Genomic DNA, 18,069 nt, shown 5'->3' on the forward strand with positions numbered 1-18,069 from the left:
AACAGAAAAGTTGAAAATAACCCTCCCACTCCTTAAACCGATCCTTGGTAAATTTAGAACTAGGACTGACTCAGTATGGACCAATTTCTATCACATATCTTCACCGTCATTTATCGAATCCCCGAAGGGAAAGTTTCTACCTATGGTGAGATAGCGAAAATGGCGGGTTATCCCGGATACGCACGACATGTTGGTAAAGCGCTCGGTAACCTCCCAGAAGGAAGTAAATTGCCTTGGTTTAGAGTCATTAACAGTAAAGGTGAAATCTCGCTGACTGGACCCGATTGGGAGAGGCAAAGAGAACATTTAGTCGCAGAAGGCATTGCCGTAAGCAGCACCGGAAAAATATCTCTTAAGAAATACAAATGGCAGCCCTAAAGCTGCCATTCTTTTTAATTAACGTGTTTAAAATCGCAGTAGGCTTATTTCGCCCCTACACCGATTAATCGCAAATCAACGTGTGTCGTCGCGTTATCATCGGTAATAACCGCATATTGGGTGTCAGTAATAAAGCGCAGTTTACCGTTCACCTCAATACGGGCAGAAACACTGTAACGGTGGTTTTCCTGAATCTTAGTGCTGTCGTACGCCAAATCAAAAGTCAAAGGAACTTGATGACCGTTGGTAATAAATTGCTGTTTTGCAATCACTACCGCTGCGGTATCCATTTTCGATACGTCTTGCAATACGACGGTAACTTGCGCGTCATCAGGTAATGCAATTCGCTCACGGTAAGCAACCGTGCCAGTAATAGACTGGATTTTTTGTTGTGGCTTTGACGCCTCAGAGCTTTGGCAACCGACCATAAATATAGACCCCACCACCAACGATACTACCAACAGCATTACTTTTTTCATTTTGCCTCTCTTATAAGATCTTTCGACCAAGCTAATTTCATACAAATCAGTATAGATTCAGTGTCCTAGGCTGTCATATTGCTTCAGTTACCACTAATATACTTAGTACTCATTCAATAGCTGTGTTTTTAAATCAACACGTTAAATGAATATTAGCCGAGATGGCCTATGACAGTCACGGAGCTAGGTCAGCTATTGACAAACAATTGACTCAATAAACAGACTAACAGCGTCAGATAAAGATTCATAAGGAAAGGGTAACAAGCTATGAGTAAACCTCTGCAAGAGTTATTGAACTTGCTGCAATTAGAAAAATTAGAAGAAGGCTTATTTCGTGGAGAAAGTGAGAACTTAGGATTACCTCAAGTCTATGGCGGACAAGTAATAGGCCAAGCTCTCTCAGCTGCGCATTACACCGTCGATCCAGATCGTACGGTTCACTCATTCCATAGCTATTTCCTATATCCGGGTGATTCAGAAAAACCGATTATCTATGACGTTGAAAACCTCCGTGATGGCAGAAGCTTCAGTACCCGAAGAGTCAAAGCGATCCAGAACGGACGCCCAATTTTTTACCTCACCGCTTCATATCATGGAGAAGCCGAAGGTTTTGAGCACCAGAACACCATGCCTGATATCCCAGGGCCAGAGAACTTTGCTTCAGAATCCGAACTAGCCGCTCAGATAGCTCACCTGCTTCCTGAAAAGGTTCAAAAAATGCTGTGTGGTGAAAAGCCGATTGAAATTCGCCCTGTTACGGTTATCAATCCTCTCAAACCACAAAAGGCAGAGCCTAAACAATATTTGTGGATGAAAGCCAACGGCCAAATGCCAGACAACCAGCTTATTCATCAATATATCTTGGGGTATGCTTCTGACTGGGGATTTTTAGTCACTGCGTTACACCCGCATCAGGTCACTTTGCTTACACCCAAGTTCCAAGTAGCGACCATCGACCACTCTATCTGGTATCACCGCTCATTTAAGATGGATGAATGGCTGTTGTTTGCCATTGAAAGCCCGACTGCAAGCAACACTCGTGGCTTAGTGCGTGGCGAAATCTACAATCAACAAGGTCACTTAGTGGCTACTGCTGTTCAAGAAGGCGTAATGCGCTTTAAGCCCTAATTTTTTCTTTACTCTCCCCTTAGGTTAAGGATTACTCTAATGGCATATCCTTGACCTAATCGGAGGAAATTATGGGCTGTTGTAACCAACCACCGAAAGGTGGCTCTACTGAAATCAAACCACTACTCAAAGCGTTTGGCGTGATGCTGGCCGTCATTCTGCTCATTGCTTGGATATTCGGTTAACTACCCTCTGTGTTGGCCAAGATTAATGACCTAACGGTAGCTCAGTGGTGTATTTCAACGATTCCATGGCAAATGTTGAAGTCACGTTGTTAAGACCTGCAACACTGTTGACCAGTTTTTTATAGAACTGGTCATAGTCTTTCATGTCTTTGACCAGCACTTTCATCATGTAGTCATACTCCCCCGCCATACGATAGAACTCCATCACTTCAGGGAATTCCTCCACGGTTGCGACAAACTTCCGATACCACTCATGGGAATGATCGCTGGTCTGAACCAAAACAAACACGGTAAAGCATAGGCCCAGTGATTCCGGATTCAGCAAAGCGACGCGCTTAGCAATGATGCCTGACTCTTCCAACTTCTTGAGACGTTTCCAACATGGCGTGGTCGTTAAGTTCACTGCTTCCGCCAAATCATTAAGAGAAACCGTACTGTCCTGCTGCAATATTGCCAATATTTTGCGATCAACCTTATCCAAAGCCATACAAAAACCCACTTAGAGAGAATTATTTTCTCCAAAATTAAACAAACACGAAAAAATTAGCAAAGTTTTTCTCCTGATAAATCGCTAGATTATGAATATAAACTTTAGGGAGAAAAAACATGTGTACCGACCATCAATGGATAAACAGCGCAATTCGAAAAATCGAAGCTGACTATCAACGTTCTGCTGACACTCATTTAATCAAACTTGATTTACCGTGTTTACAGGGCATTGATATATATCTGAAAGATGAAAGTACCCACCCAACTGGTTCCCTAAAGCACCGCCTTGCCCGCTCGCTGTTTCTCTACGCCATTTGTAACGGTTGGATTGGTCCAGAGACCCCAATTATCGAATCCTCTTCTGGCAGCACTGCTGTTTCAGAAGCGTACTTTGCTCGTTTGCTCGGTTTGCCTTTTATTGCCGTCATGCCTAAGTGCACGGCAATTAAAAAAATCGAACAAATTGAGTTTTACGGTGGTAAGGCACATTTAGTCGACCGTTCTGATCAGATCTATGCAGAATCACGCCGTTTAGCCGCAGAGCTGAATGGTCATTACATGGATCAGTTTACCTATGCTGAAAGAGCAACAGACTGGCGTGGTAACAGCAATATTGCAGATAGCATCTATAGCCAGATGAAAATGGAAGACCACCCAGTACCAGCTTGGATTGTGATGAGCCCGGGAACTGGCGGCACTTCCGCAACTATAGGGCGCTTTATTCGCTATCAACAATACGACACTAAATTGTGCGTTGTAGATCCGCAGAACTCGGTGTTCTTCGATTTCTATAAAACCCGTAACCCAGACATCAAACTAGATTGCGGCAGTAAAATTGAGGGCATAGGTCGCCCACGTGTAGAACCGAGTTTTATTCCCAATGTCGTCGATGAAATGCTTCAAATCCCCGACGCCGCAAGTGTCGCAACAGTTCACTGGTTAGAAGGCATTCTTGGCAGAAAAGCCGGTGCATCGACTGGTACCAACCTCTACGGTGTCTTGCAGCTTGCCTGTGAAATGAAACGCAAAGGTGAGACAGGATCTATTGTAACTTTGCTATGTGACAGCGGCGAACGTTACCTTGATACCTATTACAACGCGGATTGGGTAGCGAAAAACATTGGCGATCTTTCTCCATACTTAGCAAAACTAGAAATTTTCTCTAGAACCGGTGAACTAGAGTAATAACTTTCTCATAGCGTGAATTAAGAACCGAGAGACAGATTTATTGTCACTTTTCTTTTATAGTCTTGTTGAATAAAGAAAAATCTGGAGAACCACAGTGCAAGTGCGAATTGTTGAATTTACGCCGAGAAAAGTAGCCATTTATACTCATCAAGGAGCCCCTGAGCAGTTGATGAACAGTGTGGAAAATTTCGTAGCATGGCGTAAAGAAACGGGGTTGTCCCCTATCGCAACCAGTGACACCTTCGGTATTCCATACAGTGACCCTAACGAAACGGACAACAAAAATTTTCGTTTTGATATCGCAGGAAGTGTCGAAGAAGACATTCCTGACAATCGTTTCGGTGTGGTTAACGGCATGCTGACAGGTGGCAAATGTGCCGTACTAAGACACTACGGCAGTTTGGATCTGATCAGCCAAACAGTCTATAAGCTGTATAGAAACTGGTTACCCACCAGCGGCGAACAGCCAAGTGGTAAACCTTGTTTTTTCCATTACCTGAATATTGCTCCAGACACCGACAAAAACGCTTTGCAAACCGATGTTTATTTACCTCTAAAATAGTCAGCCTTTAATTTACTCATTCTCAGCAGTATTGCCGTCAACGATGTTGTTCCTATTCTCCGTAGAGGGCAACACTGGCGGCTTTATACTTTCTATGTATATGTCCTTACCTTGGCGCGAATGCCGCTTATCACTCTGCCCTACTAACTGTCCTTATTAGCTTTCTTTCCCAACTTTTTTATTTACTCCGAATTCTAAAGCGAGTTTGTAACTTAAAAACCGTTTGAGCCTTAGAAACAAAATTTCGTTTTGAGTCAATTCACATTCGCCTCGCGCTTATTTCCCGAAAATCACTCCAGCTTAAAAACTAAACCCTACTATTATAAGGAGCAATACCATGCTTATGGCACTTTCGGGATTCCTGATGTTGGCAACCATCATGTATTTCCTGTTTAAAGGACGCACTATACCTGTCGTCGTATTTATAACTGTCCCAGTACTCGCCGCTTTTTTGGCTGGATTCTCAGTCGAAGAAGTCGTTTCTTTTATTGAATTTGGCATAAAAAAAACCAGTAAGATGGCCGTGTTATTTATCTTCTCTGTCACCTTCTTCGGCATAATGTCTGATGCTGGTATGTTTGATGGATTGGTTAACAAACTGGTATCCAAAGCTGGCACCAATGTTGTAGCCATCGCTATCGCTACAGCGGTTATCGGTATCATCTCACATCTTGATGGAGCAACAGTCACCACGGTACTTGTAACAGTACCTGCAATGCTTCCTGTATATAAGAAACTGAATATTCGTCCACACTTACTACTGCTGATCGTTGGTTGTGGTATGGGTGTAATGAACCTGCTTCCTTGGGGTGGACCAGTGGCACGTGCAGCAGTGGTATTAGGCATTGATCCAACCTCTCTATGGCGCACTATGATTCCTCTTCAGGTAATGGGCATATTTGCAACAATTGGTCTTGCAATAGTCATGGGTATCCGCGAGAAAAAATTCCATAACGCTGGTCGCGTTGACCTCGTGGTAAACGAAGTTAGCGGTGATGTTGAAGTTAAAGAGCAGGACGAGGAAGCCTTAAAACTTAAGCGCTATGATCGTACTTGGGCAAACCTTACTATCACACTAGTTCTACTCACTCTTCTGCTATTAAATACTTTCCCAACTTATTTCACTTTCATGCTAGGTGTATGTGCGGCATTAATTGTGAACTACCCGAATGTTAAAGAGCAGAAACGTCGCATGAAAGCTCATGCTCCAGCAGCGCTGGATGTGGCAGCTGTCATGCTCGCTGCCGGTATCATGGTTGGTGTGCTAGGGAAAAGCGGCATGCTCGAAGCCATGACAGTACCTCTACTAGAAATCATTCCAAGTTCTATCGCACATTTCCTACACATTATCATGGGCGTTATAGCATTACCTTTAGGCACCATGCTTGGTACTGATTCTTATTTTTATGGACTTCTACCTTTGGCGATCAAAGTTGGTGAAAACTACGGCATTACCAGCATGACAATGGCAATTGCTATGCTCATTGGTAAAAACCTATCACTGCTTATCAGCCCACTTGTTCCAGCAACTTACCTAGGTATAGGTCTGACAAATATTGAACTGAAAGATCACATCCGTTATAGCTTCTTCGGCTTATGGATCGTCGGTCTCATCATGTTCGCCTTTGCTTGGGTTATTGGCATGTTCTAACTCAAATAGATTAGTGACATTCACAAGTTAATATTTAAAGGAACAACCAATGCTACGTAATTACTATGAAATGAAAAAAGAGAGAGAGGCAAACAACATTTGTCCTAAACCTCTTGATTCTAACGACACCTTAGAGCTGATTAACGAATTGCAAAAGGCAAATATCGAAGCTCACCTAGCGATTGAGTTAAAAACACTCCTCTCTACACGAGTACCACCCGGTGTTGATGAAGCAGCAAAAGTGAAAGCCGAGTACTTAAGTAAACTGGCTTTTGGTGAACTAACTTCTAGCGTGATCTCAGCAACAGAGGCCGTCAAACTACTCGGTACTATGCAAGGCGGATATAATATTGCCCCTTTGGTTGAGCTACTAAGCCATCAGCAACTTTCATCCCATGCTATAGAAGCTCTTAAGAGCACCATTCTGATTTTTGATGCTCTGGAAGAGGTTGTAAAACTCGCAGAGGAAAATCAAGCTGCGAAAGAAGTGCTGAAAAATTGGGCGAACGCGTCTTGGTTTCTAAGCAGACCAGCCTTAGAAGAAAAAATTACGGTGAATATCTTCAAGGTACCTGGTGAAATTAATACTGACGACTTATCTCCGGCTCAAGATGCATGGTCTCGACCAGATATTCCTTTGCATGCACAAGCAATGTTGAAGAACCCCCGAGAGGGAATGACTGATAAACCATTGGAGTTCATTGCAGGTCTAAAAGAAAATGGACACCCAGTGGCGTTTGTCGGCGATGTTGTCGGCACCGGCTCTTCTCGGAAATCGGCTGCGAATTCCGTGATCTGGTGGATTGGTAAAGATATCCCTTACGTACCGAACAAGCGATTTGGTGGCGTTGTCATTGGCGGAACCATAGCTCCTATTTTCTACAACACGCTTGAAGATGCAGGCGCTCTGCCTATTCAAACGGATGTCTCTCAACTTGAATCTGGGCAGTTAATTGATATCTACCCTTATAAGGGTGAAATCAGAGACAACTCGAGTGGCAATCTGATAACCACATTTGAGGTTAAACCATCGATATTCGACAGCGTAAGAGCCGGTGGACGTATTCCTCTCATTCTTGGACGTCAACTTACCGATGACTGTAGAGAGATGTTAGGTATGCCTATCAGTGACGTATTTGTTCGTCCCGAACAGATCACAAGAAAAGGCGGATATACACTTGCTCAAAAAATCGTTGGTAAGGCCTGTGGTTTAGAGGGAGTTTACCCTGGACAATACTGTCAGCCCAAAGTCAGTTCTGTCGGTTCGCAAGACACAACTGGACCAATGACGAGAGATGAAATCAAAGACCTAGCATGCTTAAAATTTAATGCGGACCTTGTACTTCAGACTTTCTGTCACACTGCGCCCTATCCGCGCCCCATTGACGCAGAAAACCACAAAACGATGCCCACTTTCTTTGAAGAACGTAATGGTGTGGCGATCAAACCAGGTGACGGCGTCATCCATTCGTGGCTAAATCGAATGATTCTGCCAGATACGGTCGGTACAGGTGGTGATTCACATACCCGTTTCCCACTTGGTATTTCTTTTCCTGCTGGTTCTGGTTTAGTTGCTTTCGCAGCAGCCACCGGAATGATGCCACTGGATATGCCAGAATCGGTTCTCGTTCGTTTTAAAGGCGAAATGAGAGAAGGCATAACGCTACGTGATCTCGTACACGCGATTCCATACTTTGCGACAAAATCGGGATTGCTGTCGGTTGAAAAGACCAACAAGGTAAATATTTTTGCTGGCAAAGTAATTGAAATAGACGGTCTGACTGACCTATCTGCCGAACAGGCGTTTGAGCTCGCAGACGCAACAGCTGAACGTTCAGCAGCAGGCTGCACGATCGTTTTGCAACAGCAAAGTGTAGAAACCTACCTTAAATCGAATATCACTCTGCTAAATTGGATGATTAGCCAAGGTTATGAATGCAAGCAAACATTGGAAAAACGCATTCAGGAAATGCAAAACTGGTTGGACAACCCTGTGCTGCTTAAGGCCGATGCTGACGCTGAATATGCAGCCATACTCGAAATAGATATCAGTGAGATCACCGAACCTCTACTCTGTTGTCCCAATGACCCCGATGATGTTAAACCGCTTTCACAGGTGGCAAATACGACCATAGATGAGGTGTTTATCGGTTCCTGCATGACCAATATCGGACATTTCAGAGCTGCTGGTAAGATTTTAGAAAACTGGGAAGGAGCAAACCGCAGCAAAACTTGGATAGCTCCGCCGACTAAAATGGATCAGTCGCAGTTAATGAGAGAAGGCTGGTATAACATTTTTGCTCGTCGTGGTGTCAGAACCGAAATGTCAGGCTGTTCACTCTGTATGGGTAATCAGGCTCAGATTGCAGAAAATTCAACGGCAATTTCAACCTCAACCCGAAACTTCCCTAACCGTTTGGGTAAAGGCACTCAGGTTTATTTGGGGTCTGCTGAACTGGCAACCGTGGCTGCAATGTTGGGCCGATTACCAACCATTGAAGAATATACCGCAATAACAGCGCCATTAAGAGGTAGTGAACAAGACATTTATCGCTACCTAAACTTCAATACCATGCCAGAGTATCAACAACCAAAAGAACTGGTTATTCGTCAAATGGCTTAGCGATTAGGCTACTGCATAAACCATGCTGCTGTCGCTTTGATCAATGTGGCACAGCATGGTTTATTTACATTGAAAGTATTAAACCCCATAAAACCATTAAAACCACATATAAGTTGCGGTTAATCACCGAATTCAATTCATCAATGCCCTACTATTCACAATCTTAATAATTGCCATGTCGACGAAAAGGCATCGAAGATAAAGATGGATTGTGTTTTGCTTAATAAGCTCAAATTTCGTACCCGTGTAGCATTAATGCTGTCTCTCTTTTTTATCACCCTTATCTGTTCTCAAAGCGGACTGTTTCTCTATATTTTTGAAAAAACAATTGTTGAACAGGTTGGTTCGAAGGCGTTAGTACAGGCAAAAGAAATTGCTTCCGACCCTGCTGTTATTTCTGGATTGAAGAACATTAATCAACCACAAATCTCCGATATTTTCAGTCGTAGAAACGAATTAAGCGATGCCGATTATATCGTTATTGCTGATCGTCAGGGATTACGTCTTTATCACCCGAACCCCGATTATATCGGTGAGAAAATCACCAGCGGCGATAACTATGATGCGCTGGTATTGGGAAGAAGCTATGTCTCTGTAAAAAAGGGACAATCTGGCCTTTCCATTCGAGGGAAAACACCTGTAATTGCAGGAAATAAAATTATTGGTGTGGTCTCTGTGGGTTATTTAGTCAGCAAGCTGAGTGACCGCATATTTGAATACTCTTTACCCATATTGAGTGGCATTGTTATCGCAACGATACTGACGATTTGGGGAGCCTATAATTTTTCAAACCATATTAAAAAACAGATGTTTAATATGGAGCCTAAAGAGATCGCGCAATCCTTACAAATCAAAACCAGCATCATGCAGACCATGTACGAGGGTATTATCGCGACCAAGAACAACGGAACCATTCTAAATATCAATCGGTCTGCAATTGAGATGCTAGGTATCACTAAAGACCCATCACACCTAACAGGCAGATCTATTCAGGAGTTCGTAACTCCTGCTGGTTTTTTCATGCCTTGCAAAGAAAACGAAAATATCCCAGACGTGAATGATGAATTGATGACCTGCAATGGAGAGACGTTTATCGCTACAAGGGTCAAAATGTCCGATGAAAACGGTGTGTTAGGTACCGTAGTTAGCCTTCGTAAGCGGGACAATATAACAACGCTTACCACTCAATTAGCTCAGGTTCAGCACTATCTAGACAATCTGCGCGTTATTCGCCACGAGCACAATAATCAACTCTCTACACTAAGTGGACTGTTACAAATAGGCGAATACCAAAAGGCTCTTGAGCTTCTGGAAAGTACCAATAATAAGCGTCAGGGCTTAATTGATATGGTCTCCCAAATATTTAAACCGAGAATTATTGCGGGCCTACTTCTGGGCAAAATCAGTCGCGCTGAAGAACTCGGCTTGACGTTGGAAATAGATCCTATGTCCGCTCTGGATGGTGGTGACTGGAAGATAAAAGAGGATGAATTATGCGCTCTTCTAGGAAATGTCCTTGATAACGCTTTTGAGTCCAGTATCAAAAATCCAGGCAGTAATAAAATTATCTCTTTGTTCATTAATGACAGAAGCCAAGAACTGATCCTTGTTGTTAGCGACAATGGGATTGGATTTGAAGGTCGGGATCCTGAAGAGCTTATTACTCGAGGCGTTTCATCAAAAAAAGAAGAAGGCCATGGCATCGGATTGCATTTGGTTAGTAATTACGTCGCCAAAGCTGGCGGTACTTTACTAATGGAAGAGGCAGAACCTCAAGGAGCCGTATTTTCAATTTATATTCCTAAATTTCGTAAACAAGAGGATACATCGTATGAAGGTGTTTAACGTTTTAATTGTTGAAGACCAAACGAACATCGCGGAGTTTCATGCAGAATTCCTTCGTCATACCCAAAAATTTGTTGCTGTTGGTATAGCAAAAAGCATAAGAGAAGCGAAAAGCATGATAGCTATTATCAAGCCAGATTTAATCATACTGGATAACTACCTTCCTGATGGAAAAGGTATTGAATTGATGAAGGACATCAACGCAAAAGAGAACCCGCCAGATATCATATTTGTCACCGCAGCCAGTGATATGGATACCGTCAGTAAGGCAATTAGAGCTGGTAGTTTTGATTATCTGTTAAAGCCTATCTCATACAGCAGACTTGAAGACTCACTCAGTCGATATTTGAATTACAAAAGTACATTAAAATCCACTGACTCGGTTAGCCAGAAATATGTCGATTTAATGCTTAATTTTCAATCCAAACCAGGGAAAGTTAGTGAAAGCCTACCGAAAGGAATTGATGAACTAACACTAGAGAAAATAAAAGATGTGTTTAGTGATGACAGTGTTGTCCATACTGCCGACACTTTGTTAATGGAAGCTGAAATCAGCAAAACGACAGCGAGACGTTATCTGGAGTATTGTATTCTTTCTGGTTACCTTGAAGCAGAAATATGCCACGGAAAGATTGGACGCCCAGAAAGGCGATTTAGAAAAAAAACGATGACTTGATGTGTACTAATTCAGACCTGATCTGACAGTTACCCACTTTTCGACTTGGTGCCTGTCAGATTATATCTGGGCTAGATTCTTTTCAGCCCAGATTGATTTCCCATCCTCTAATGTTTCTATCGGCGTTCTGCCACAGCACATTTTTCCTTGATGAGTACGGTGATTGTTGTAGTAGTCCATCCATTCGTCCAGATCTTTCTGCAACTCTTCGATAGAACCATACAGTTTCTTTCTGAATGTCACTTGGTAGAACTCATTCAATATGGTCTTGTGGAAGCGCTCGCAGATACCATTTGTTTGTGGTGACATCGCTTTAGTTTTCGTGTGGTCGATATCATTAATGGCTAGGTAGAGCTGGTAATCGTGCTGCTCAACACGACCACAGTATTCAGTGCCTCGGTCAGTCAAGATTCGCAGCATTGGCAGTTCATGCGCCTCAAAGAACGGTAGAACCTTATCATTCAATATATCCGCTGCGGTGATTGGTGTTTTCGTTGTGTAGAGCTTGGCAAAGGCGACTTTACTGTAGGTATCAACGAAGGTTTGTTGATAGATGCGACCAACACCTTTCAAGTTGCCAACATAGAATGTGTCTTGAGAGCCGAGATAACCTGGATGCGCTGTTTCTATCTCACCACAAGCCTCATCATCGTGCTTCTTACGCTCAAGAGCCGCAACTTGCTCGTCTGTTAGGATAATACCGTTCTCTGCGACCTGTTTCTCCAGTGCGATAAGACGTTTCTTGAAGTTCTCTAGGTCATTGCGAAGCCAGATTGAGCGTACGCCACTTGGAGAGATAAACACTCCCAATTTACGTAATTCATTACTCGTTCTAACTTGTCCATGAGCTGGGAAGTCGATGGCGTATTTGATAACGGCTTGCTCAGTTTCACTATCAACACGGTTCTTCAAATTCGGTGCTCTTCGGCTACGGTTAATCAGAGCATCAATACCCCCCGTCTCAACCAACTCTTGATAACGGTAGAAAGTATCTCTTGATACCCCCATAACCTTACAGGCTCTAGATACATTACCGAGTTCTTCTGCAAGATTGAGAAGGCCCGCTTTGTGTTTGATAATTGGATTGCTAGTATGAAGCATGAGAGTTACCTCTTTTTGTCTTTGATTAGTGATTAAGCACCTTTAATCAAAGTGGGTAACTCTCTTCTTTTCAAATTGAAGTGTCAGATCTAGTCGGAACTAATACACTTGATGTACGATTACGCCTCAAGCAATGACTTAGCCTATGCTCAGTTAAAAATGTGCCTGGCAAAAAAGCCACCAACCATGTCAGTTATCAAACAACATATAGAACCTAAATGACTGACAACACTGGCGGCTTTTTATTTCCCTAAGTTTCTATTTTTTCTGCTTTGCTTCAAACGCAGCGAGTTGCTCTGGTGTTGCTGGCAGTTGGTGATTTGCTTTCCACTCATCATAAGTCATGCCGTACACACGTTCACGAGCATCATCAATCGACAAGTCTGTCCCTGCACTTTCCGCTTCGGCTTGATACCACTTACAGAAGCAGTTGCGGCAGAAACCAGCAAGTATCATTAAATCAATGTTTTGAACGTCTTTATTTTCATCTAGGTGCGCCAATAGACGACGAAACACTGCCGCATCAAGCTTGTCTTGTTCTTCTTGGCTTAGGTTTTTGTATTTGAATTCAGCCATGATATTTCCCTTTCTTGTTTGACTTTACCACTCAACGTTACGTTGTCTGGTTAGATTGTTGCTTATCATGCCAATAAAAAAACGCCCAAGACAAGCTCGGGCGTTATATAAAAGCAATTTTGTGACTTAATTGATTGATTAAGCTTGAATACCAACAATCAACCAAGGTGCATTTGGCACTGTCAGATCGCGCTCTAGGTGCCAGATATCTTCGATATTCTCTTCGATACCTTCTACAGTGTCACGGTAGCGACCGCTAAACTGAAGGCTAAGTTGAGCTTTATCTGCATCGTAGTCTGCGCGAACAATTTCAGCATCTACATACATTACGTCTGTGTGTTGCTCACCTTCTAGCTTCGCACGCTCTTCTTTCAGATCAGCGAATAGACTTGGTGAAACATACTCTTCAATAGTTTCAAGCTGATTGAAGTTCCAAGCGCCTTGAAGAATACGGTAGTGTTCACGAGAGCCACTGATGAAAGCCGCTTGATCAAAACCCGGTGGGTAGTTGTGCGGTACGTCACTTGTTGCTGTCGTACCGAAACCGCCCGCTGCTTGTGGCTGCTCAAAGTTATGTACGTTTGGTTGCTCATGCATGTTGCGGTTAACACCGCCGAAAGCCGGCTGCTGTTGATTCTGGTTCATGCTGCCCTGTTTTGCGGCCAGCATGCTGCGCAAGAACTTAAATGCGAAGTAAGCAATCAAGCCCATGATAAGAATATCTAGGAACTGAATACCCTCAAACGCTCCACCGAAGAATGCAGCTAATAAACCACCTGCTAGCAAACCACCTAACAGACCGCCCATCAGACCTTTTTTGCCTGAAGTTTGCGCAGCTTTAGAAGTATCTTTGTTGATGGTACTTGTGTTTTGGCTTTGCTGCTTAGGAGCAGGAGCTGTTTTAAAACTCTTACCAAATGACTTACCGCCACCAAACTTTTTGGCTTCAGCTATCGGTGAGACAGCGACAGAAACCATCAGCAGTGCGATCAGCGAGAACAGACGTTTCATACTTATCCTTCACGTTATATTTGTACGAGGGTGCAATAGTGTTTATACCCAAACTCATTGGAGTGTAGTAAGGCGACTATGTATAGCCAACACTGCTGCGGCTTCAATTAAGACGGGGTTACCTATATTTGTAACACATCATATCCACTTCACTCAGACAATAAAACGCTTTTACAGTGAGGACTTGTATCAGAATATTGCAAACCTAATGTTTGACGCCCCAGACCATGCTTATTAGAATATCGAACGTTGTTCATTATTCTATTCCGGCTATGGCGAGACGAAACGATCACACACGAGAGGAATTGATCACTCTCACACTCAGTTCCGTAAAGGATTTTTTAACTGAACATTCCTATCACGAACTCAGTTTGCGTAAAGTAGCAAACATGATTGGTTATGTACCAAGTACATTAGTCAATGTGTTCGGCAGCTATAACTTATTGTTACTTCATGTGGTTGCTCAGACTCTAGATGAACTGGCTCTGGAAGCTAATGAAGTGGTCAGCCAGTGTCACGACTCTGAACAAGCCCTCTACGAACTTGCCTATTGTTACCACGATTTCGCACAGAGAAACCCTCACCGTTGGCAACTTATATTCGAACATAAGATGAACGGTGAAGCTCTCCCAGAATGGCAGGCTGAACGCATTGATAACATGACCAGTATGCTGGAAGATTTGCTTACAATATTTGCACCGCAGCGTTCTCCTCGCGAAGTATTACAAGCAAGCCGTGTGCTTTGGGCTGGTGTGCATGGTATTACCTTGCTGAGCGTTGACGACAAATTTTTTGCAAACGAACCGATTGATGGCAAGAAGCTGATTCAGAATCTACTCTCTAACTACTTGAGTAAATGGTCACACTAATAAGGACATAGGATGTCACAACATCACACACCGTTGCTCAGTCAGCGACGTTTTCTTCCGTATTTTGTGACGCAGTTTTTTGGCGCTTTCAATGACAACATTTTCAAAAATGTTTTGCTGCTCTTCGTTGCCTTTTCAGGCAGTGCAATTCTACCCATTTCAAGCCATCTGTTTATTAATTTAGCGGCAGGATTATTTATTCTTCCGTTTTTTCTTTTTTCAGCTTCCGCTGGGGTGCTGGCGGATAAATATGAAAAATCTTGGTTTATCCGTAAGGTCAAACTGATTGAAATCGCCATTATGTGTTTGGGCGCCATCGGCTTTATTACAGAAAGCTACCTTGTGCTGCTATTGATGCTGTTTTTGATGGGTACACAATCTGCGTTCTTTGGCCCTGTAAAATATGCGTTGCTACCTCAACAACTTAAAGCCAACGAACTGGTGTCTGGTAATGCGCTGGTAGAGGCAGGAACTTTCCTTGCCATATTAATCGGTACAATTGGCGCAGGCGTTATCGCCTCGCTTGACCACGCCAAATACATTGCTGCAGGTTGTGTGGTTCTGTTTTCACTTTGTGGTTATCTGGCAAGCCGCTTCATACCACAAGCACCTGCGGGTAACCCGCACATTCATTTTACTTGGCGCCCTATCCGCCAGACTCGCCACACACTAGCCATTGCCAAAAGCGATCGCACCATATTGCTGTGTATTATGGCAATCAGCTGGTTTTGGTTCCTCGGCGCAACTTATTTAACTCAGTTTCCAAACTTCACTAAGCTCCACCTCAATGGCACTGAGAGTGCGGTTTCTTTCTTACTTGCCCTGTTCTCGGTAGGGATCGCTATCGGTTCATTAAGCTGTGACAAATTGTCAAACCACCGAATTGAAATTGGTATCGTGCCTATCGGCAGCTTAGGCATTACCGTATTCGGCTATTTGATGGCGACCAGCATTCCAGAATCACTGCCTATCTTTCATCAGTTTAGCGAGTTCGTTCTTTATCAGCCCCTCTGGCCTTTGTTCTGCTATTTACTGCTATTAGGTGCTTCTGGTGGTGTATTTATTGTGCCGCTTTATGCATTAATGCAACAACGCGCTCAAGAGACTCAACGAGCACAAGTTATTGCAGCGCTCAACATCTACAACTCGTTATTTATGGTTGGCAGCGCCATTCTCGGGATTGTGTGCTTGTCTGTGTTAGAACTTTCTATAATCCAGCTATTTGTCGTTATCTCGGTGATCAACCTATTAACGTCGGTATTTGTGTTCTTACAAGTCCCTATATTTGCTGTCCGGTTTTTGGTTTGGGCACTGACCCATACTCTCTACCGAGTGAAACACAAAAATCTCAATCACATTCCCGAACACGGTGGTGCGTTGCTCGTCTGTAATCACGTTAGTTATATGGATGCTTTGCTCCTCAGCGCAGCCAGCCCTCGCCTGATTCGTTTTGTGATGGAAGAAGACTATGCAAACCTGCCTGTGTTAAGAGGCTTTTTAAAGCGCGCAGGCGTGATCCCTATCTGCGCTCGCAACAGACGTTCCATACTCCGAGCGTTCAATGATGTTGAACAGGCTTTGAATGAAGGTCATCTGGTGTGTATTTTCCCTGAAGGCCGTTTGACGGCAGACGGTGAAATGAATGAGTTTATGCGAGGGTTAGACATCATCTTAAAACGCAGCCCTGTTCCAGTAATACCCATAGCGTTGAAAGGATTGTGGGGCAGTTACTTTAGCCGATGTAAAGGTCGTGCTTGTAAAGGGTTGCCGAGTCGTTTCTGGTCACGCCTAGAAATAGAAGCCGGTCCGCCAGTATCTTCAGAGCTTGCGTCCTCAGAGGTAATGTTCAAAAAAGTCGCTCAATTGCGCGGAGATTGGCAATAAGCTCTGGGTGTATCAAAAGATATTTTGTTGGAAGGCTTCTTTTAAGAAGCCTTCATTGCATCACCTAACACTGAAAACACCTGTTGTTCAGTTTATCTAAACATATGTTCAATACATTAAGATTTCCTGACCAACCACTTCTCGTTACAATGCCCCTCCAAACGGTTCAGAGCTCGCCGTTTAGCAAAATCGTGCTGAAAAGCGGGACTTAAAAATATTGTCTGTGCATGTTGTTGTAAGGTAGTCACTATGAACATCAAACCTATTCACCTTCCATTTTGGCTGGGTGGCGCACTTTGCCTTTCTCCTTGGATTACATCTCCAAGCGCTTTGGTTATGGGTTTTTTGATTGCTTCCTTAGGCTGGGTTCCCGCGCACATTCCTATCGCAAAGCTCACCAAGAAACTGTTGGCTTACTCTATCGTTGGCTTAGGTTTTGGCATTCCTTTGCAACAAGCGTTAACTGTCACCAGTGACGGTATTGGCCTTATTCTGGCAACCATCTGCGGCACACTCGTTATTGGTACTTTTGTTGCCAAAGCAATGGGACTTGAGAAGAAAACAGGGCATTTAATCGCTTCTGGTACCGCAATTTGTGGCGGAAGTGCGATTGCTGCTGTCGCTCCAGCAATTAATGCCGATGACGACCAAACGGGCTTAGCTTTAGGCACTGTTTTTGTACTGAATTCTATCGCGCTGTTTATCTTTCCGATGATCGGGCACGCGTTATCACTCGACCAACATACGTTTGGTACTTGGGCAGCGATTGCAATTCATGATACTTCTTCTGTTGTTGGTGCCGCTTCAGCCTATGGTGAAGAAGCACTTAAAACAGCAACCACACTTAAGTTGGCTCGAGCGCTTTGGATTGTACCCGTAGCATTAGTGAGCGCTTGGTTGTTCAAGAGCCATTCGCGCAAACTGGCTATCCCTTACTTCATTCTTTTCTACTGTCTGGCAATCGGGTTCAGTGACTTATTTCCACAGTGGCAACAAATCTATCAAGGTGTGTTTTCGATTGCTAAACAGGCTCTGGTGATCTGTCTATTTCTGATTGGTTGCAGTATTTCACCTGCACGTTTGAAAGCTTCTGGGCCTAAGCCGCTGCTGTTTGGTGTGATTCTTTGGATTGCGATATCGGTGTCGTCTTTGGGCTGGTTACTTCTGACGGTTTAATGGCTCAGGCTTGGTGGTAAACGGTTTAACCGCAAGGCTGAATAATACGACTAATAAGAACGCACTCAGCTCCGCCACCGAGCGTACCCAGCCGTTTTGTGTAAAAGCAATCAATAGTTGCAGTGCGATGGTGACAATAAAAAGCCCTTTGAACATAACAGCCCCTTGAATATAGACACTATAGTCTTAAATTCTCAAAAATCTGGGTCTATTATGCTCATGAGTTATAAGAAGAGAAATTCTGTTTT

General features: G+C 43.5%; 17 protein-coding genes. 11 read left to right on the top strand and 6 right to left on the bottom strand.

All coding sequences use genetic code 11. The features are described 5' to 3' along the window. Positions 1-75: 75 nt before the first annotated feature. A complete protein-coding gene (locus AAGA51_RS10135; RefSeq protein WP_042490143.1) occupies positions 76-378 on the top strand; it encodes an MGMT family protein in 303 nt (100 codons plus the stop codon). Between the two features lie 44 nt (positions 379-422). Here AAGA51_RS10135 and AAGA51_RS10140 read toward each other — a convergent pair whose 3' ends face one another. Beyond that, on the bottom strand, positions 423-857 hold the full coding sequence (locus tag AAGA51_RS10140; protein WP_042490140.1) for a YbaY family lipoprotein: 435 nt from the start codon (positions 855-857) through the stop codon (positions 423-425). A 267-nt stretch (positions 858-1,124) separates the two neighbouring features. On the opposite strand from AAGA51_RS10140, the gene tesB reads away from it, so the two are divergent. Further along, positions 1,125-1,985 (top strand): acyl-CoA thioesterase II, encoded by an 861-nt coding sequence (gene tesB / locus AAGA51_RS10145; RefSeq protein WP_042490138.1) that lies wholly within the window; start codon positions 1,125-1,127, stop codon positions 1,983-1,985. Between the two features lie 207 nt (positions 1,986-2,192). On the opposite strand, the gene AAGA51_RS10150 is transcribed toward tesB, so the two are convergent. After that, a complete protein-coding gene (locus tag AAGA51_RS10150; RefSeq protein WP_042490136.1) occupies positions 2,193-2,657 on the bottom strand; it encodes an Lrp/AsnC family transcriptional regulator in 465 nt (154 codons plus the stop codon). 119 nt (positions 2,658-2,776) lie between these two features. Between AAGA51_RS10150 and AAGA51_RS10155 the strand changes: the two genes are divergently transcribed. The 6 genes from AAGA51_RS10155 to AAGA51_RS10180 all read left to right on the top strand — a co-directional run bounded on the left by AAGA51_RS10155 (position 2,777) and on the right by AAGA51_RS10180 (position 11,204). Further along, positions 2,777-3,844: a PLP-dependent cysteine synthase family protein gene (locus tag AAGA51_RS10155; RefSeq protein ID WP_042490134.1), complete on the top strand. Its 1,068-nt coding sequence runs from the start codon at positions 2,777-2,779 to the stop codon at positions 3,842-3,844. A gap of 97 nt (positions 3,845-3,941) precedes the next feature. Further along, on the top strand, positions 3,942-4,409 hold the full coding sequence (locus AAGA51_RS10160) for an AraC family transcriptional regulator (protein ID WP_052404644.1): 468 nt from the start codon (positions 3,942-3,944) through the stop codon (positions 4,407-4,409). 337 nt (positions 4,410-4,746) lie between these two features. Then, positions 4,747-6,060 carry a CitMHS family transporter gene (locus tag AAGA51_RS10165; RefSeq protein ID WP_042490130.1) on the top strand — a complete coding sequence of 438 codons (1,314 nt, stop codon included), beginning with the start codon at positions 4,747-4,749 and terminating at the stop codon, positions 6,058-6,060. 49 nt (positions 6,061-6,109) lie between these two features. Next, complete coding sequence (acnB, locus tag AAGA51_RS10170; protein ID WP_042490127.1) at positions 6,110-8,683, top strand: bifunctional aconitate hydratase 2/2-methylisocitrate dehydratase; 2,574 nt, start codon at positions 6,110-6,112, stop codon at positions 8,681-8,683. A gap of 216 nt (positions 8,684-8,899) precedes the next feature. After that, the gene (locus AAGA51_RS10175; protein WP_167828624.1) at positions 8,900-10,528 is read left to right on the top strand and encodes an ATP-binding protein; all 1,629 of its coding nucleotides are present in this window, start codon (positions 8,900-8,902) and stop codon (positions 10,526-10,528) included. Further along, positions 10,515-11,204, top strand: a complete 690-nt coding sequence (locus tag AAGA51_RS10180; protein WP_042490124.1) for a response regulator — start codon at positions 10,515-10,517, stop codon at positions 11,202-11,204. Before AAGA51_RS10175 ends, AAGA51_RS10180 begins: the two co-directional genes overlap by 14 nt. Positions 11,205-11,264: 60 nt before the next feature. Here AAGA51_RS10180 and AAGA51_RS10185 read toward each other — a convergent pair whose 3' ends face one another. From AAGA51_RS10185 to AAGA51_RS10195, 3 genes are all read right to left on the bottom strand, one after another. Beyond that, positions 11,265-12,305, bottom strand: coding sequence for an IS481-like element ISVvu4 family transposase (locus AAGA51_RS10185; protein ID WP_000903432.1), 1,041 nt, complete (start codon positions 12,303-12,305; stop codon positions 11,265-11,267). 258 nt (positions 12,306-12,563) lie between these two features. Further along, positions 12,564-12,881, bottom strand: a complete 318-nt coding sequence (locus AAGA51_RS10190; RefSeq protein ID WP_042483479.1) for a DUF1244 domain-containing protein — start codon at positions 12,879-12,881, stop codon at positions 12,564-12,566. 138 nt (positions 12,882-13,019) lie between these two features. Then, entirely contained in the window at positions 13,020-13,892 is an 873-nt protein-coding gene (locus AAGA51_RS10195) for a Tim44 domain-containing protein (RefSeq protein WP_042483481.1), read from the bottom strand. Positions 13,893-14,164: 272 nt separating this feature from the next. On the opposite strand from AAGA51_RS10195, the gene AAGA51_RS10200 reads away from it, so the two are divergent. From AAGA51_RS10200 to AAGA51_RS10210, 3 genes are all read left to right on the top strand, one after another. Continuing rightward, positions 14,165-14,761 (top strand): TetR/AcrR family transcriptional regulator, encoded by a 597-nt coding sequence (locus AAGA51_RS10200; protein WP_042483484.1) that lies wholly within the window; start codon positions 14,165-14,167, stop codon positions 14,759-14,761. Positions 14,762-14,773: 12 nt separating this feature from the next. Then, positions 14,774-16,645, top strand: coding sequence for an MFS transporter (locus AAGA51_RS10205; RefSeq protein ID WP_042483487.1), 1,872 nt, complete (start codon positions 14,774-14,776; stop codon positions 16,643-16,645). Positions 16,646-16,894: 249 nt separating this feature from the next. Beyond that, positions 16,895-17,821: a YeiH family protein gene (locus AAGA51_RS10210; protein WP_042483492.1), complete on the top strand. Its 927-nt coding sequence runs from the start codon at positions 16,895-16,897 to the stop codon at positions 17,819-17,821. Here AAGA51_RS10210 and AAGA51_RS10215 read toward each other — a convergent pair. Next, complete coding sequence (locus tag AAGA51_RS10215; protein ID WP_167828599.1) at positions 17,804-17,977, bottom strand: hypothetical protein; 174 nt, start codon at positions 17,975-17,977, stop codon at positions 17,804-17,806. The two genes, AAGA51_RS10210 and AAGA51_RS10215, sit on opposite strands and share 18 nt — an antisense overlap. Positions 17,978-18,069 lie beyond the last annotated feature (92 nt).

The organism is Vibrio diazotrophicus, from assembly GCF_038452265.1.
Taxonomy (GTDB): domain Bacteria; phylum Pseudomonadota; class Gammaproteobacteria; order Enterobacterales; family Vibrionaceae; genus Vibrio; species Vibrio diazotrophicus.

Excerpts from the sequence above, each read along its gene's own strand:
- AAGA51_RS10190 (WP_042483479.1), bottom strand. The coding sequence starts at position 12,881 with ATGGCTGAATTCAAATACAAAAACCTAAGCCAAGAAGAACAAGACAAG.
- AAGA51_RS10215 (WP_167828599.1), bottom strand. The coding sequence starts at position 17,977 with ATGTTCAAAGGGCTTTTTATTGTCACCATCGCACTGCAACTATTGATT.
- AAGA51_RS10180 (WP_042490124.1), top strand. The coding sequence starts at position 10,515 with ATGAAGGTGTTTAACGTTTTAATTGTTGAAGACCAAACGAACATCGCG.
- AAGA51_RS10200 (WP_042483484.1), top strand. The coding sequence starts at position 14,165 with ATGGCGAGACGAAACGATCACACACGAGAGGAATTGATCACTCTCACA.
- AAGA51_RS10165 (WP_042490130.1), top strand. The coding sequence starts at position 4,747 with ATGCTTATGGCACTTTCGGGATTCCTGATGTTGGCAACCATCATGTAT.
- AAGA51_RS10210 (WP_042483492.1), top strand. The coding sequence starts at position 16,895 with ATGAACATCAAACCTATTCACCTTCCATTTTGGCTGGGTGGCGCACTT.
- AAGA51_RS10140 (WP_042490140.1), bottom strand. The coding sequence starts at position 857 with ATGAAAAAAGTAATGCTGTTGGTAGTATCGTTGGTGGTGGGGTCTATA.
- AAGA51_RS10150 (WP_042490136.1), bottom strand. The coding sequence starts at position 2,657 with ATGGCTTTGGATAAGGTTGATCGCAAAATATTGGCAATATTGCAGCAG.
- AAGA51_RS10135 (WP_042490143.1), top strand. The coding sequence starts at position 76 with ATGGACCAATTTCTATCACATATCTTCACCGTCATTTATCGAATCCCC.
- AAGA51_RS10155 (WP_042490134.1), top strand. The coding sequence starts at position 2,777 with ATGTGTACCGACCATCAATGGATAAACAGCGCAATTCGAAAAATCGAA.
- AAGA51_RS10195 (WP_042483481.1), bottom strand. The coding sequence starts at position 13,892 with ATGAAACGTCTGTTCTCGCTGATCGCACTGCTGATGGTTTCTGTCGCT.
- tesB (WP_042490138.1), top strand. The coding sequence starts at position 1,125 with ATGAGTAAACCTCTGCAAGAGTTATTGAACTTGCTGCAATTAGAAAAA.
- AAGA51_RS10205 (WP_042483487.1), top strand. The coding sequence starts at position 14,774 with ATGTCACAACATCACACACCGTTGCTCAGTCAGCGACGTTTTCTTCCG.
- AAGA51_RS10185 (WP_000903432.1), bottom strand. The coding sequence starts at position 12,305 with ATGCTTCATACTAGCAATCCAATTATCAAACACAAAGCGGGCCTTCTC.
- acnB (WP_042490127.1), top strand. The coding sequence starts at position 6,110 with ATGCTACGTAATTACTATGAAATGAAAAAAGAGAGAGAGGCAAACAAC.